Annotated in this window: 13 protein-coding genes; 10 read left to right on the top strand and 3 right to left on the bottom strand. The window is 64.0% G+C overall.

Going from position 1 to position 14674, the window contains the following annotated elements; all coding sequences use genetic code 11:
* Positions 1-117: 117 nt before the first annotated feature.
* Positions 118-723 (bottom strand): YveK family protein, encoded by a 606-nt coding sequence (locus tag EWV37_RS15035; RefSeq protein WP_165189490.1) that lies wholly within the window; start codon positions 721-723, stop codon positions 118-120.
* 448 nt (positions 724-1171) lie between these two features.
* Between EWV37_RS15035 and EWV37_RS15030 the strand changes: the two genes are divergently transcribed.
* From EWV37_RS15030 to EWV37_RS15010, 5 genes are all read left to right on the top strand, one after another.
* The gene (locus EWV37_RS15030; protein ID WP_129702467.1) at positions 1172-2623 is read left to right on the top strand and encodes a hypothetical protein; all 1452 of its coding nucleotides are present in this window, start codon (positions 1172-1174) and stop codon (positions 2621-2623) included.
* Positions 2620-3663 carry a glycosyltransferase family 4 protein gene (locus tag EWV37_RS15025; protein ID WP_165189487.1) on the top strand — a complete coding sequence of 348 codons (1044 nt, stop codon included), beginning with the start codon at positions 2620-2622 and terminating at the stop codon, positions 3661-3663. The genes EWV37_RS15030 and EWV37_RS15025 overlap by 4 nt, the downstream gene beginning before the upstream one ends.
* Positions 3664-3738: 75 nt before the next feature.
* Positions 3739-4902 (top strand): prenyltransferase/squalene oxidase repeat-containing protein, encoded by a 1164-nt coding sequence (locus tag EWV37_RS15020; protein WP_129702465.1) that lies wholly within the window; start codon positions 3739-3741, stop codon positions 4900-4902.
* Positions 4899-5690 (top strand): WecB/TagA/CpsF family glycosyltransferase, encoded by a 792-nt coding sequence (locus tag EWV37_RS15015; RefSeq protein ID WP_129702464.1) that lies wholly within the window; start codon positions 4899-4901, stop codon positions 5688-5690. The genes EWV37_RS15020 and EWV37_RS15015 overlap by 4 nt, the downstream gene beginning before the upstream one ends.
* Positions 5691-5796: 106 nt before the next feature.
* Complete coding sequence (locus EWV37_RS15010; RefSeq protein ID WP_129702463.1) at positions 5797-7152, top strand: lipopolysaccharide biosynthesis protein; 1356 nt, start codon at positions 5797-5799, stop codon at positions 7150-7152.
* 114 nt (positions 7153-7266) lie between these two features.
* Here the strand turns inward: EWV37_RS15010 and EWV37_RS15005 are convergent, their stop codons facing one another.
* Entirely contained in the window at positions 7267-7749 is a 483-nt protein-coding gene (locus tag EWV37_RS15005; RefSeq protein WP_129702462.1) for an Lrp/AsnC family transcriptional regulator, read from the bottom strand.
* Between the two features lie 172 nt (positions 7750-7921).
* Here EWV37_RS15005 and hisC point away from each other — a divergent pair, with 172 nt between their 5' ends.
* The 5 genes from hisC to EWV37_RS14980 all read left to right on the top strand — a co-directional run bounded on the left by hisC (position 7922) and on the right by EWV37_RS14980 (position 13493).
* Complete coding sequence (gene hisC, locus EWV37_RS15000) at positions 7922-9061, top strand: histidinol-phosphate transaminase (protein ID WP_129702461.1); 1140 nt, start codon at positions 7922-7924, stop codon at positions 9059-9061.
* 161 nt (positions 9062-9222) lie between these two features.
* Positions 9223-10623 (top strand): amino acid permease, encoded by a 1401-nt coding sequence (locus tag EWV37_RS14995; RefSeq protein WP_129702460.1) that lies wholly within the window; start codon positions 9223-9225, stop codon positions 10621-10623.
* A 197-nt stretch (positions 10624-10820) separates the two neighbouring features.
* On the top strand, positions 10821-11324 hold the full coding sequence (locus EWV37_RS14990) for a phosphoribosyltransferase (protein ID WP_016997892.1): 504 nt from the start codon (positions 10821-10823) through the stop codon (positions 11322-11324).
* Between the two features lie 80 nt (positions 11325-11404).
* Entirely contained in the window at positions 11405-12022 is a 618-nt protein-coding gene (locus EWV37_RS14985; RefSeq protein ID WP_031273296.1) for an ABC transporter ATP-binding protein, read from the top strand.
* A 73-nt stretch (positions 12023-12095) separates the two neighbouring features.
* The gene (locus tag EWV37_RS14980) at positions 12096-13493 is read left to right on the top strand and encodes a hypothetical protein (protein WP_016997894.1); all 1398 of its coding nucleotides are present in this window, start codon (positions 12096-12098) and stop codon (positions 13491-13493) included.
* Positions 13494-13661: 168 nt separating this feature from the next.
* Here the strand turns inward: EWV37_RS14980 and EWV37_RS14975 are convergent, their stop codons facing one another.
* Positions 13662-13970, bottom strand: coding sequence for a hypothetical protein (locus EWV37_RS14975; RefSeq protein ID WP_016998137.1), 309 nt, complete (start codon positions 13968-13970; stop codon positions 13662-13664).
* Between the last annotated feature and the right edge of the window lie 704 nt (positions 13971-14674).

The raw sequence follows: 14674 nt of genomic DNA, 5'->3' as shown, positions 1-14674 counted from the left end.
AGCACTCTGCTTCCCCATGAACTGACCCCCGGGAGTTGGAACCGAATTACTCAGTCCAACTCCCGGGGGTCAGTTCACTTTCGGTGGGGCCCTCAGCCATGAGCGTTGCTAGAAGCTCTACTTGGAGCTCAGCTGATGACGAGCAATCGCAAACAGCGCGCCCACCAGGAGGCCCAGGAGCGCTCCCACGGCGATCAGCATGATGGAGGACGGAGACGACGGGTCCTGCGGCAACGAGGCTTGACCCACGCGGGTCAGCTCCACGCTGGTGCCGTTCTCCTCTGTGGTGTCACCCAGGTCATCCACCTGAGTGCCCAATACGTCGATCCAGGTCTGCGCCAAGCGCTGTGCCTCTTCCGGCGAGGACGACGTCGCGCTCACGCGGACCTCAGAGGTGTCCAGCGGAACGGTGGACTTCACGTTCTGCAGCAAGGCTTCAGGAGTCTGCTCCAGGCCCAACTCGCCGATCACGGAGGCGGCGGTGGAGGTGGTGCCGGAGATACTGCCAAAGGTGATTGCCTTCGACTTGGCCAGGTTTTCGCCCGCGAGAGCCTCGGTGGAGTTCGTCCCACCATTCGCCACCACCACGCCGGAGGCCGTCGAGGTGTAACTGGTACCCAACACGGCACCGGCGCCCCAACCGAGAGCGGCACCGAGCACGGCAGCAATGACGATCGCCCACCAGCTTCTGCGCAGCGCTGTCCAGAGATGGAAAGAGCTCATTTCGCCGCGCTCGTACGCGCGCGACGTTCTACCATTGGTTTGACTCATGACGAGTACGTTCCCCCTCAGCCCAGCCCTCAGCATGTGCTGATGGGCGTTGCAATGATCGTGTGCGCCGTTCCCCTCGGCACAGTGACTTAACTTCCATGGTAATCACACTTCCCAGCCCCCCATATTCCCTTTTGTCCGTTGAAAAAGGGACAACTCCCCACTTGTGCGGCTTGCCATTCAGTCGTTCGCCGTTTTGAATGATCTGTGCCCCGGTTACAGTGGTTACTAGTCAAATGGGTGCGATCCATCGCTTGAAGCGGCGTGTCCGGGGGGACACGGGGTCACATTTCTTTGACGGGAGTGAATAAATTGGGGGCCGCCACCGGTGCCATAGGTGCTGGGCGGCGCGCAGGGGGAGAGAACCTATGAACATTTTTTGCGAGCCTCAGGGGTTGCAATGCTGATGGCTGGGGCGGCCATCGCAGCAATCTGCGTGGCTCTGCTATTCGGCCTGGCCCTTGGGTTGTGGCCCAAGGTGGCGGTGGCCTTGCTGGTCACCGCGACGGTCATTGCCCAGACACTGCAGACCATGACCGGAAGCTCTTTGGTCGGTTATGTGGACGAGGTGGCAGTCCTCGCCGCCATCGTGGTGTTCCCGGTGCGCAGATTGTTGATCCACAAGTCGCTGCGGGGCATCCACGCCTATTGGTTTTTTGCCGCGTACGCGATCGTGGGAATGATTTCCGCGGTCATGAACTCTGTGCCTCCGAATATCTGGTTGCTCAGCGGATTCTTGTTCCTCAAGGGCCCGTTGCTGTTGTTGGGAATCCTCCAGATCGACTGGCGGCGGGATGACATTCCCAAGATCGTTCGGTTCAGTACCGTGGCCCTTTTGGTGGTCCTGCTCTCCGCGTTGATCAATGCGATGGCACCGGAAGCCTGGAACTCGATCGTCGGTCGACAGCCCGTGAGCTACCGACTCGGCATCCCCAGTCTCACCGGCATTTTCGATCACCCCGTGGGGCTGGGCTCAACCATGGGACTCGCGTTCTTGGCGATCTTGTCGTATCGCAGGGTGGTGGAACGGTCGCTCGTATCCCTGGTGCTGATGCTCGCTACGGCCGCTGTGGGAATCCTGACATTCCGTCGTAAGTCAGTGGCCTCCGTGCTCATCGTGGCAGTGGCTACCCGGCTTGCCCTGCCCGGTCTGAAGGCTAAGTCCATCCTCTTGTTGTTACTGGTCATTCCCATCGCGCTCATCGTGGCGTGGGAACCCCTCACCCAGGTGGTCACCAGTACGTATGACGAGTACTTCACGAACATCGACTCCACGGCTCGCACCACCATGACCATCGATTCCGTGGCGCTCGCAGCGGCGGCCTTCCCGTTGGGCGTGGGGCTCGGGCGATTCGGTTCCGCGGTGGCGGCGTCGAATTACAGCCCGCTTTACGACGAACTGGGCTACACGCGCGTTTACGGCATGGGCCCCGGGGAGCGCGGTGGATTCCTGACAGACACGTTCTGGCCTTCGATCCTTGCCGAGACCGGGTTCTTGGGTCTGCTGTTCTATCTGATCGGACTGATCATGGTGGTCTACCCGGCCTGGCAACTGATGCGCCGTTCGCCCCACCCCTACGTGCAGTGGATCGGCACTGTGGTGATTGCTTGGATGGGACAAATGCTCATCGAGTCCATTGCCGCTCCGGTTTTCACCGGACCACCCATGTTCGGCCCGGTCTTCGCTTTGGCCGGAGTCGCGGCGGCCATCTATCTGCGCGAGAGCTCGTTCGGGCGCCCGTTGCACGGCCATGCCGTCGATGAAACGCCCCCGTCACCCGACGGATCCTCCCCCACCGAATCGGTCGTATGGCGCGCGCACGGCCGGCGACGGTATCAGGAGTCGCCATGAAACACGTGATCGTCATGGGACCTCGACCGGATTCTGCCGGTGGGATCGGGGTCATGATGGGGCACCTCTCACGGAGCCGGTCCGATAAGACTCAGGTGCATTTCGTGGAATCCGGAGGGGCGCCCGGTGCTCGACTCGGCCGGTTGGCAGCTTTCGGCAAAGCACTGCTCACCTGCTGGGGGCCGGTGCCGGAAGATTCAGCGTTTCACGTCAATATCTCGACCAGGGGCAGCACCTGGCGCAAGCTCATTCTGACCGGTGCGCTCAGGGTTCGACGCCGCCCCTACATCCTTCATCTTCACGGTGGCCGGTATCGCGAGTTCTACAGGGATTTGCCCGCCCCGCTGGCATCGGCGGTGCGTTCGATGTTCAGGAACGCGGGCGGCGTCGTCGTCCTGGGAAGCGTGTGGAAGGCGTTCGTCACGGAGGTCATGGGCGTGACCGCGGAGAAAGTCCACGTGATTGCTAATGCCGTCCCAGGACCGGCCGAGGTACCCGGCGACCGCGCGGAACCGGTGGTGCTGTTCACGGGCAAAGTGACCCGTGCCAAGGGCGTGATCGAGCTACTCAAGGCCTGGAAGTCGTTGCCGGACAACATCCGGACGCGACTGGTGCTCGCCGGAGATCTGCACGACCCCGATGGTGAAATTTCTCGCCTGCTCAAGGACGCTCCTGCCGTGACCACCACCGGTTGGCTGTCTGGAACAGAACTGGACGAACAACTTTCCGCGGCGAGCATCCTGGTGTTGCCGAGCCATGCGGAGAACCTGCCGCTGTCGCTGCTCGACGGCATGGCTTGGGGACTGGCCCCGGTGGCAACGGACGTGGGATCCGTGGCCGAGGTGGTTCTGGACGGTGAGACCGGATGGATCGTGCCCGTGAACGACGCAGAGACGCTGGCCCACGTGCTGGAATCGCTCCTTCTGGACCCGACCAAGCGTGAGGCCTTGGCGCACGCCGCGAGAGATCGCTGGGAAGAGTTCTATGACATTGCGCAGTACAGGGACCGACTGGATGAGGTGTATGAACAGGTCACATAGGCGCTGAACACTGACATCAAAGTCGTGCATGGGTTCGGGGGAACCGGTGCACATAAAGACTTGCAAGGGGGACCAATGAGCTTCCATGCTCATGAGATTTTGCATAAGACGCTGGGGGACGACATACGCGCCTCGGCTGAGGCGGCGCTGCGTTTCGCGCGGGACCGCGATTTCACCGGTACGGACCCGTATGACGGATTGTTGTCGCCTGCGGCTCCGCTGTTGAAGGGCCGTTTGCCGCGGCAGGTGTGGGTCCAGGCCCACAAGCGACTGGGGCACTCGCTGCGTTCGGCCACGCGGGTTCCGAAGGTCACCATGACCAAGGCGCTCGCGCTGTTCGCGATGGCTGAGCGCTGCGAAGATCACCCAGATCGTGCCCACGAACTGGTCACACGCATCCTGTGCACTCGCGGCAACGGTCCGTGGGGTTATGAGTTCGACGTTCAGACCCGGTGGGCGCACTACCTGGCCAACTCGCCCAATGTGGTGGCCACGGTCTTTGCCCTGCGCGCGATTGCGGCCATGGACCGGCTGGATGAGGTCTCCGGGGAAACCACCACCTGGCTCGAGAACCTCGCTCACCCGGACGGTTTCTTCCGCTACACGGAGGCCTCCGATCGACTGGTGCACAACGGATCGCTGCTGGCGGCCGAATCATTGGCGCTGCTGGGTGGGGACCGGAATCTCATCCAGCAGGCAATCACCCGCACCGTGGAGGCTCAAGCCCCGGACGGCTCCTGGGCGTACGGCGAGGGCAAGGGCCTTGAATGGATCGACAGCTTCCACACGATCTACGTGCTGGATTCGCTGTACTTCCTGAAACAGCAGGGCTTCGAGATCGGTGACTCCTACGAGCGCGGTCTGGCGTACTGGTACGCCCACTGCATGACCCTGGATGGTCTGCCGGTCTACAACGCGGATGAGACTCACGCGTCCCACGACGTTCACAACGTGGCCACCACCGTGGGATTCCTTGCGGGGCTGGCTCGTCGTGGGGACCTGGAGATCGACCCGGAACCCGCCATCCGACACCTCATCTCACATCAGGGAACCGACGGCGGCTTCCGCAACGACCCCAAATCCCTACCCCACATGCGCTGGAACCAGGCCCACGCCAGCTACGCGCTGAGCCGCTGGGTGGAACTTCTGGGCAGTGACAACGGTGACAGCAGCGGAAGCAACGAACGCAGTGAACGCGGCCGCCGGGTTCGTTTCGAGTCAGAGGAGGCACAGTCATGAGCTTGCTCAATCCCCACATCACTCGGCGGAAGCCGCGTGCCGTACCGCGTCACACCAACCGTCTGCTCGGTGCCCGCGTTGACCCGCTGACCATGGACGAGACGGTGGAGACCATCGAGGACCTCATCGAGAAGGACTCGGGCCACTACAACCACTTGGCCATGAACGCGGCCAAGCTGGTCTCCGCCAGCCACGACCAAGAACTGGTCGACAAGTTCGCCACAGCCACAGTGGTCACGGCCGATGGCCAATCACTCGTGTGGGCCTCCAAACTGTTGGGCGCCCCGTTGCCCGAACGCGTGGCCGGAATCGACCTGATGGACCGCCTGGTGGATGCCAGCGCGGAGAAGGGCTACCGCATCTACCTGCTCGGCGCCACGGACACGGTGGTCCGTCAGGTGCGCTGGCGCTTCCTGGCGCGCGGGGCCAACGTGGTGGGGTTCCACAACGGATTCTGGCGGCGCGAGGACATGACGGATCAGGAAATGGCGGACGAAATCGCCCGCAGCAACCCGGACATCGTGTTCGTGGGCGTGCCCTCGCCGCTCAAGGAGGACTTCGTCTTCGCCCACAAGGACCGCACCGGCGCAGCGATCTGTGTGGGCGTGGGTGGTTCCTTCGACGTGGTCGCAGGCATCACCTCCCGCGCCCCCAAGTTCGTACAGCGCATGGGCATGGAGTGGTCCTGGCGTCTGCTCCAGGAACCGCGTCGTATGTTCAAGCGCTACCTGGTGGGTAATTCCAAGTTCGTCTGGCTCGTGGTGAGGGCGCGATTGAACCGTGACTGAAGCCCCCGCGGCTCGCACGGCGCTGGGCGGCGCCGCCACGAGTCCCCCCGCCACCCCTCGTGAGGCACCTCGTCGGTCTGGGTCTCCCCAGCGACCGGGTGCCCCGATGAGTGCTGCCAAACAGTCCATCCTGGTGCTCGGCATCCGCGTGGGCGGGGCTGTGCTCCAGATGCTGCTGGTTGCCACGGTGGCCTTGCGCTTCTCCGTCACCGAGGTGGGTCTCAACGGCATCCTGTGGGCTGTCGCGCTGGTCGCGCGCATGGCGGGCCCCCTCGGTCTGGACGTCATGGGGCTGCGCTCGCAGTCGCCGCTGTGGGCTGAAGGTCGGGACACTCTCGCGGTGAAACTCGGTCGACGCTACGCCGGTGCTCTGGCGCGGGTGTGGTCCGTCGCGTTCCTGTTGCTCGCTGCCGCTTGCGTTGCGTTGGCCGTTGGCGGCGGCCCGTGGGGCTGGGTCCTGGCGCTCGGGATGGTCGCCACGGCCTCCGCGTTCCAGCGGTTGTTCGTGGTGCAGCGCCAAGCGCGCAATTGGCCGCTGCTGGGCCAGTTCATGGAGTCCATCGTGCTGCCCGCCCTCGGTCTGGTGGGCGCGCTGGTCACCTCGGTGCTCGCACCGGACTGGCTGATCGCCTCGCAGGTCATGGCGTTCGTGCTGGTCACGTTGATTTTGTACGCCGCCTCGCCGTCGGTTCAGGAGGGCCGCGCACGACGACGCCGCGCGGCGTCGTCGGCCCCGGAGGTCCCGTTCACAGGACGGCACGCGAGGGCCGTCCCCGAGCCGGATCCCATATACGTTCCGCGGCATGCGTCCGGGGCGCCCCAGCCCGACGACGCCGCCCACGCAGCCATCCCGTGGCGCCCCGCACTGACCGTGGGAGCGGGCAACGCGCTGACATCGCTGTGCGTGCGCGGGCCAATGTTCGTGATCGGCGGGCAGTCGTTGGCGGCAGCGGGTGTGTACGAGGTGGCCCAGAAGATTCAATCCGGCGGCGCCATGGGAACCTCGGCCGTGGCCACGGTCTTCGCCCCGCGCATTGCCGTGGCGCTGCGGAAGCCAGCCGCGTTGATCAAGTTGCTGGTGCAGGCCGGTGGAAGTTCGCTGGTGGTGCCGCTGGGTCTGCTGGCGTTCTTGTTCGTGGTCGGATCGGACGGGCTCGTGGCCGTGCTGGGCGACGAGTACCAAGGAGCGTGGGCGGCGTCGGTGGTGCTGGTGGTGTCCACGGTGATCAATGCGATCACCTCGGCCATGAGCAACGTGATGATGCTCGGTGGTCGCGAGCGGATGTTCGCGGTGATCGCGGCGGTGCAGATGCTCCTGGTGGTCGGCGGTGCAGTGGTCTCCGGTGCGGATACCGCGGTGAGTATGGCTCTGTGGGTGTTGATTGGCGAGGCGTTCCGCTCCGCGTGCATGGTGGCCGGGCTAGTGCTGCATCTGCGGGCGGTGCGGGGCTCGGAGGGCTGAGCCCGGGGCGAGCTGGTCGCAGTCGGGCCGACCTTGGCCCCAACAACGCGAGTCAAGGCGAATCGACGCGAGTTGCTGCGAATGCTCAACCGCGGGGGTCCGTGCGAAGCCGGCCTACGCCCGGTCCGCCTCGCGCTGCAGCAGGCTGGACATGCGCAACGGCATGGCCTCGAGCAGTGAGATGGACGTGGTGGTGCGCAGCAGTCCCGGAGTCTCGAGGATCAAGTTGGTGATCCGGTGCAGGTCCGAGGTGCCCTTGGCCACCAGGCGCACGCGAAGGTCAGAATCGCCGGTGGTCGCATAGATTTCGATGATCTCAGGGATCTTCAGCAGGGCCTTCTGTGCGTCCTCGCTGGTGCCCTGTCGGATGGAGAGTTCCACGAAGGCCATCAGGTCGTAACCCAGCGCGCGTGGGTTGAGCCGCTGACTCACCGGACCCATGACCCCGCCCTTGGAGAGGCGGCGGAGCCGAGCATGCACGGTGTTGCGAGCCACGCCCAAGGTCTGAGCCAAGGCCAGGATCGTGGCGTTCGGATCCTTGTCCAGGGCCATGAGAATGCGAGCATCCAGGGGGTCGAGCTGGTACATGGTGTGCATTGTGTCACTTTAAAGCGGGGGTGGTGAGCATTTAACGCAGTTCAAAATTAAAGTATTGCGCAGATCGCTCATGGGGGATCACCATCTTTTCAGCGTGTCCTGGCTCACACAGCGAGCCAACGTTTCAACGGTCGCCCGCAACCCGGGCCCGCGGCATCTGAAAGGCCCCTTGATGACCACCAGCTCCACCACCAGCCAGCCCCGCACCTCCGAGCTTCAGGCCTCCGGGCTTCAGACCGACGAACCGCGCGTGCGCGACGTCGTATCCCAACTGCCCGGCTACGTTGCCGGCCGCCGCGCGACCGGCGATCTCACCGCGGCACTGGCGTCCAACGAGAGCCACTACGAACCGTTGCCCGCCGTGCTGGACGTCGTGCAGCGGACCGCCGGACGAATGAATCGCTATCCGGACATGGCCGCCACCGAGTTACGGGAACGTCTGGCGGACTTCCTGGGCGTGGAATCCACCGCAGTGTCCGTGGGCCCCGGCAGTGTGGGCGTGCTCCAGCAGATCCTGACGGCCACGTGCGGCCCCGGCGACCAGGTTGTCTTCGCGTGGCGCTCCTTCGAGGCCTACCCCATCCTGGTGAGCCTGACAGGCGCGACCCCTGTCCCCGTGCCGCTCGATGCCAACGAGGCACACGACCTGGACGCGATGCTCGCGGCCATCACCGAGGACACCCGCGTGGTCATGGTGTGCTCGCCCAACAACCCGACCGGAGTGGCGCTGGAGCACGATGTATTGGCGGATTTCCTGGCCAAAGTTCCGCCCCACGTGCTCGTGGTGATCGACGAGGCCTACACCGAGTACCTCGACGCCACCGAGACCCTGGACGCGCTGGCCCTGTTCCGCGCCCACAACAACGTGTGCGTGCTGCGGACCTTCTCCAAGGCCTACGGGCTGGCCGGGCTGCGCGTCGGTTACGCGGTGGCCCACCCGAATATTGCTGAGGCCCTGCGCCGCGTCGCGCTACCTTTCGGCGTGAGCACGCTCGCGCAGCAAGCGGCCATCGCGTCGCTCGAGGCCCAGGAGCAGTTGCGCGAGCGCGTGGGTGCGGTGGTCTCCGAACGACGTCGTATGGTCGCCGCCCTGCGCCAGGCCGGCTGGGACGTGCCGGACAGCCAGGCGAATTTCGTGTGGCTGCGGGCGGGGGAGGACCTGCGCCAAGCGCTGGTCGACGCCTTCGACCGCTCCGATGTACTGGTGCGCGCCTACGCGGGGGACGGCGTGCGCATCACGCTGGCCGACCCCGCGACCAACGACCGGGTGCTGGAGGTCCTCAAGGACCGCTCGGCCTTCCCCGCTGCCTGATCCACTGATTTCTCCCACCCTCTCCACCGGGTTCGCCCGGCTTCCTGGAATGCACCCGGTCCATACTGTTGGTGCAGGCCCGAAAGGAATTCTTCGTGTCCTTACGCCATAAGTCGCCGCTCTCCACAGCGGAGCGCGCAGCTAGAACTGATCGGGATGTCATGTCTCCAACACCTTCCACTCCGAGCCCGGATCTCAAGAAGTCTGATGCCACCCACATGAAGACCCGCCACCTGGTGATGATGGCGCTGGGTTCGGCCATCGGTACCGGGCTGTTCGTCGGCACGGGCAACGCGATTGCCGTGGCCGGACCCGGCGTGCTGATCTCGTTCTTGGTCGCGTGCGTGATTCTCGTGTTGGTCATGCGCGCCATGGGTGAAATGGCGGCGGCCGAGCCCGCCCGCGGCGCATTCTCGTTATATGCCGAGCAGGCCATGGGTCGCACCGCCGGTCAGACCCTGGGGTGGCTCTGGTGGGTCCAGTTGGTCATCGTGATTGCGGCGGAGGCCACCGCCGCCGCGCAGATTCTGAATGAGATGTGGCCCGTGATTCCGCAGTGGCTCATGGCCCTGGCCTTCATGGTCATCTTCACCGCGGTGAACCTGATCAGCGTCAAGGCGCTCGGTGAGTCCGAGTTCTGGTTCGCACTGCTCAAGGTGGGTGCCGTGGTCGTGTTCCTGCTGGTGGGCGTGGCTCTGCTGCTGGGACTGTTGCCGGCGCCGTCGCCGGGGCTGACCAACCTCACGGAACACGGTGGTTTCATCCCCAACGGCTTCACGGGTGTGGCCGCGGCGCTGCTGATCGTGGTCTTCGCGTTCGGTGGTACGGAACTCGTGGTTGTTGCCGCGGCCGAGACCGAGGATCCCAAGACCAACGTGGTCAAGGCGATCCGCACCATCGTGGTGCGCCTGCTGGTGTTCTACATCGGCGCCGTGACCCTCATGGTGATCATCCTGCCGTGGAACGACGAATCCCTGTCCTCCAGCCCGTTCGTGGCCGTGTTGAGCGAGGTCGGACTACCCGGTGCGCAGGTCGTGATGGCCATCGTGATTGCGCTGGCGCTGTTGTCCGCTTTGAACGCCAACCTCTATGGCGCGTCTCGCATGCTGTATTCGCTGTCCTCGCGCGGCTACGCCCCGGCGCGGTATTCGAAGCTGAGCGCACAGGGTGTGCCGCGCGCGGCCGTGGTGGCGTCCGTGATCGTGGGGTTCCTGACCGTGGGTGCCAACTACCTGTGGCCGGAGCAGTTGCTCGGATTCCTGCTGAACACCATCGGTTCGACCGTACTGGTCGTGTGGACCCTGTCCCTGATCTCGCAGATCATTCTCCGACGCCGCTCGGACCGTGCCGGTCGTCAGCTCTCCTTCCGCATGTGGGGCTACCCGTACCTCTCCTACTTGGCCTTGGGTTTGATTGCTCTGATCTTCGTGCTCGGCTTCTCCGACCCCGTGGTGCGGACCCAGCTGCTGCTGACGGGTAGCTTGGTGCTGCTCATCGCGGTCGCGTGCAAGCTGCGGACGATGCAGAAGACGCGGACGGCTTCCGCATCGATCAATCGATGATCTAGGTGCCCAGATGCCCACGTGCCCGGTGGCCGATACGGGCGCGTGGGCGTCGTCGTCCGTGGCGTGGTCAGATCGCGGACTGTGGCGGGATCACGGCACGGATCGGGCGCCGTCGTGGAGGCGGGGAGCCTGCCCGATGGTGGCTTCGGTAGGGCTATTGGGCAGCTTTGAGCCGGAGCGACTAACCTGCGGACATGGCTTATCACGCTGACTCCGCGGACCTAGAGACCAAAGAAGTACTCACGTGGGAAGGTTTCGGCACCGCTAGCCGTGACCTCGCCCAGATGATCGTCGACTCGGATTTCATTCCGGACATCATCATTGCCGTGGCTCGAGGCGGGTTGTTGCCCGCCGGTGCACTGTCCTACGCGATGGGCGTCAAGCTCTCGGACGCGGTGAACGTGGAGTTCTACACGGACGTTCACGAGACCCTGCCCGATCCCGTGTTGCTCGCGCCCATGCTGGACACCGAGTCGATCAGCGGCAAGAAGGTGCTGGTCGTGGACGACGTGGTCGATTCCGGACGTACCCTGGCCCTGGTTCTGGAGCTGCTCAGTGGCTACGGCGCGCAGTGCCGTTCCGCCGTGGTCTACGAGAAGCCTCAGTCGGTAGTGCGCCCGGACTATGCGTGGAAGGCCACCGACGAGTGGATCGTGTTCCCTTGGTCCGATCAGGATCCGGTGACGCGGAGCAAATAATCGCCTCTGGCCCGGACCGGCCTGGCGCGGTTCGTCGCGGAGCAAGTAGCGACCCTTCGCTCGGTTAGTGTGGTCGGACTATGAGCGGAGCATTGGTCGAAGTCAGCGGCGTATCCAAGACCGTTTCGGGTCGAGAGATCCTGGCTCCGGTGAGCTTCTCGTTGGCCGCCGGTGAGGGCGTGGTCCTCACCGGCCCCAACGGCTCAGGTAAGACCACGCTCCTCAAAATTCTGGCTGGCCGAGATCTGGCCACCGAGGGCTCAGTGCGGTGGCTGGAATCCCTTGATCAACGCGCCGGGATAGCCACGGTGCTGGGCGATCCGCCGTTCTTTGAGAACCTCACGGTCCTGGAACACCTGCGCTTCGTATGCGTTTCATGGGGTGCATCTCCGGGCACGACCGAGCCGGAGCGCATTATGGAGGCACTCGGAATCGCCCGGATCCGCGACAGCTTCCCGCTGGAACTGTCCTCGGGGGAACGACAGCTCGTGTCCCTTGCCATCGGGTTCATCCGACCCTCCGAGCTGATCATTCTGGACGAGCCCGAGCAGCGTTTGGACACTGAGCGGCGGGCCCGGGTTGTGGAACTGTTGCTGCACAAGAAACGCAACGGCGGCGCCGTCGTCATGGCCACGCACGACCCGCACTTCACGGAGGCGCTCGCGGACAGTCACGTGGCGCTGGAAGTCACGGGTTGAGATGGCTGCAGGTTCTCGACCGGCACCTTCCGACGGCGATTCCACGCTCACGCCCCGCTCTCGGCGGAGCAATATGGCTGCAGCGCAACGCGTGCTCGGACCCAAGCAGACCGGTAACAAGAACCTCCTGTACTGGCTGTACCTCGCCGGGCCGCTGGCTTGGTACGGAGTATTTGGGATACGCGAGTTGGGATATGCGGCGGGTTCCGACTCGGTCCTGACCGCCTTTTTCCTGAGCGGCTCGCTCGCTGTTTTATTGGCGCCGTGGTTGCCCACCCGTTACGGACCGGTGGTCGTGTCCGCGCAGGAACTCTTTTACTTCGTGGAAGGTCCATTCGGGCTCCGCGGGACTGCGCCACGGCGGACGGTGCGCATCTGTCTCGGGGTAGCGGCGTGCGTAGGCCTGGTGTCTGCGCTGATCTCTGTCGGGCTGCGCATGGAGGTTGATGATGCGCTGCTGGTGACCGCGTTCGGCGTGGGAACGGCGGCACTCTTCGCCGCGGGAGTCGTGCTCGGCGGTTCGGGGTTTGCTACGTGGGCGCGCATTGTCTTCGCGGGGCTGGGTTGCGGCATGTTGGGCCTGGTCTCCGGGATGAACCTCGACCAGTGGTTACCTGCGGTGCTCACTGGCGCGGTGCTGGTCGGTGCCGTGTGTGTGCTGCTGTTGCTCCCGACGGCGTTGGATCGGGTCACCGATGCGCGCTTGCGTGCGGATCTGCGCTCGCGGGAATTGCTCACTGCTGGGCTCCTTGCCGGAGATCTGAAGGTTGCTGCATCAACCGGTGGGCAGGCGCGACGGTTCTTCCGGGGTTCTTGCCTGCCCCTCGGTTCGAACTCCCGGCTGAACGCACTGGCTGTGGATGCCATGTCGCTGGTGCGTCGGCCCTTCCGGCTCATGTCTGCGCTGCTCCTGAGTTTTTGCGCGGGGGCAGTGGTGACAATTTTCGGCCCTCAACCGCTGCTCGTGGCTCTGGCAGTTGTGATTCTGCAGTGGGTCTTCGGTGCGCTGGCCAAGGGATTGGGTGACTATCTGGAGTCCGTGGGCGCGGATCGGATTCTGCCGCAGGGTGTCTGGGGTATGTCTGCCCGGCACCTGATGGCGCCTATGATTCTGAGTGCGGTGAGCCTGGGCCTGGGGTTCGTCGTGGGGGATCTGTTGTTCCTAGGGACGTCGATTGATCCCGCGGCGCTGCTGGTGCTGTTGTTCCTCCCGCCCCTCATCAAGCTGAGTTTGAGCGGTGTCGGGGCCCTTCCCGCGGAGATGATGACCGGCGTGGTCACACCCATAGGGGACCTGTCAGCCATCACCCGGATCGCGTGGATGTTCCAGGGCCTGTTACCGGCTGTGCTGCTGGCAGTTCTCTTGCAGTACATGTCGCTGAGCATGGCGGCCTGGTGGTTCATCGCCGTGATGCTGTTGCTTGCGCTGTTCCGCCTCAAGCAGCTGTCCGACATCGAGCGGCTGGGGTAGCTGGTTAGTGGGTTACTGAGTTAGGGGGGAGTTAGCGAGTTGGTGGGTTAGCTGCGCCCAGGCAGCGGCGCACCCAACTTTCCAGTCCGGAAAACTGCCCTTCGATCTTTTCAGTCCGTAAAAGTGCACATTCGGGCGTGAAACGAGTCCTTTTACGGACTGGATTGTTTACCGCCCGGGAGAGAGTTGCTGTGACAGCCATTCGAGTAGCAGATACCGGCGTTCGGGTTCGATCAGGTCTTCCCACACGATGTATCGAACTCGCCACCCGTTGTCTTCCAAGCGGTGGCGGCGGAACATCTCATCGCCGTACTGGCGGCGATCCAGGTGATCGGCACCGTTGTATTCGACGGCGACCTTGGATCCTGGCCAGGCCAGGTCCAGGTGTCGATCTGCAGAGTCCACAATCACATGGAAATTCAATGCCGGCGGGGGATACCCCAGAGCGATGACGAGCAGGCGGGTGAGGGACTCCATGGGTGACCATGCGCCTTTGACCGCGTCCTCAAAGGCAGCTCGTACACGCCGAACCGAGCGTGACGTGGGAGGCAGTTTGCCGATTCGCCGTTCCAGAAGCGCTCGGCTGTACAGGGGATATGATTTTCCACCGGGAGACTTGATGGTGCGGCTCATGAGGGCGTCAAGACATGACGTGATGCGCCAGCGGGACAAGTAAGGGGCAGCCACAACGAGTGCCTCGACAGGGTCCGCCAGGAAGCTTCCCCATGGGCCAGGAAAACGCCCAAGGCCATACGATTTGGTCACCAGTGCGGTCTTAACCGGGCACTTTCGCCGGATGCCCAGCCAGGAGAAATGGGGAGTCGCCATCATCGTGTGGAACTCACTTGATCGTGGGGGTGGCGCATGTCCGAGCAGGCGATCCAATTCGGCATCGGGTGCGCCTAAGGGGAGGCCATAGAGCTGTAATGCAGTCAGTCCCGTGATTCGCAGTTCTGACTCTGGGCGATCCAGGATGTCGTGCAGTAACGCTGCGCTCTGCAGCGAGCCCAGGGGCTCAGGAGTCCTGACCCAATGTCTGCTGGTGAGCCGCTGCATCTGGCTGTCACGGTTCAACGATCGGGGTGTTCTGCCCCATGCTGCGCTTGAACCGGCCCGGGTTTGATGCCGCTACTGTTTGAGTCCGGAAGGATGGACAGTATGCCGAAGAGGATCGATCCCCA

Source organism: Kocuria carniphila (assembly GCF_004136555.1).
Lineage (GTDB): Bacteria > Actinomycetota > Actinomycetes > Actinomycetales > Micrococcaceae > Kocuria > Kocuria carniphila.
Note: the sequence above shows the minus strand (reverse complement) of the source record. Positions and strands in the feature narration are given on the sequence as shown.

Bases quoted from the DNA above. Each gene is read 5' to 3' on its own strand.
- EWV37_RS15035 (WP_165189490.1), bottom strand. From the start codon at position 723: ATGAGCTCTTTCCATCTCTGGACAGCGCTGCGCAGAAGCTGGTGGGCG.
- EWV37_RS15030 (WP_129702467.1), top strand. From the start codon at position 1,172: ATGCTGATGGCTGGGGCGGCCATCGCAGCAATCTGCGTGGCTCTGCTA.
- EWV37_RS15025 (WP_165189487.1), top strand. From the start codon at position 2,620: ATGAAACACGTGATCGTCATGGGACCTCGACCGGATTCTGCCGGTGGG.
- EWV37_RS15020 (WP_129702465.1), top strand. From the start codon at position 3,739: ATGAGCTTCCATGCTCATGAGATTTTGCATAAGACGCTGGGGGACGAC.
- EWV37_RS15015 (WP_129702464.1), top strand. From the start codon at position 4,899: ATGAGCTTGCTCAATCCCCACATCACTCGGCGGAAGCCGCGTGCCGTA.
- EWV37_RS15010 (WP_129702463.1), top strand. From the start codon at position 5,797: ATGAGTGCTGCCAAACAGTCCATCCTGGTGCTCGGCATCCGCGTGGGC.
- EWV37_RS15005 (WP_129702462.1), bottom strand. From the start codon at position 7,749: ATGCACACCATGTACCAGCTCGACCCCCTGGATGCTCGCATTCTCATG.
- hisC (WP_129702461.1), top strand. From the start codon at position 7,922: ATGACCACCAGCTCCACCACCAGCCAGCCCCGCACCTCCGAGCTTCAG.
- EWV37_RS14995 (WP_129702460.1), top strand. From the start codon at position 9,223: ATGTCTCCAACACCTTCCACTCCGAGCCCGGATCTCAAGAAGTCTGAT.
- EWV37_RS14990 (WP_016997892.1), top strand. From the start codon at position 10,821: ATGGCTTATCACGCTGACTCCGCGGACCTAGAGACCAAAGAAGTACTC.
- EWV37_RS14985 (WP_031273296.1), top strand. From the start codon at position 11,405: ATGAGCGGAGCATTGGTCGAAGTCAGCGGCGTATCCAAGACCGTTTCG.
- EWV37_RS14980 (WP_016997894.1), top strand. From the start codon at position 12,096: ATGGCTGCAGCGCAACGCGTGCTCGGACCCAAGCAGACCGGTAACAAG.
- EWV37_RS14975 (WP_016998137.1), bottom strand. From the start codon at position 13,970: ATGGAGTCCCTCACCCGCCTGCTCGTCATCGCTCTGGGGTATCCCCCG.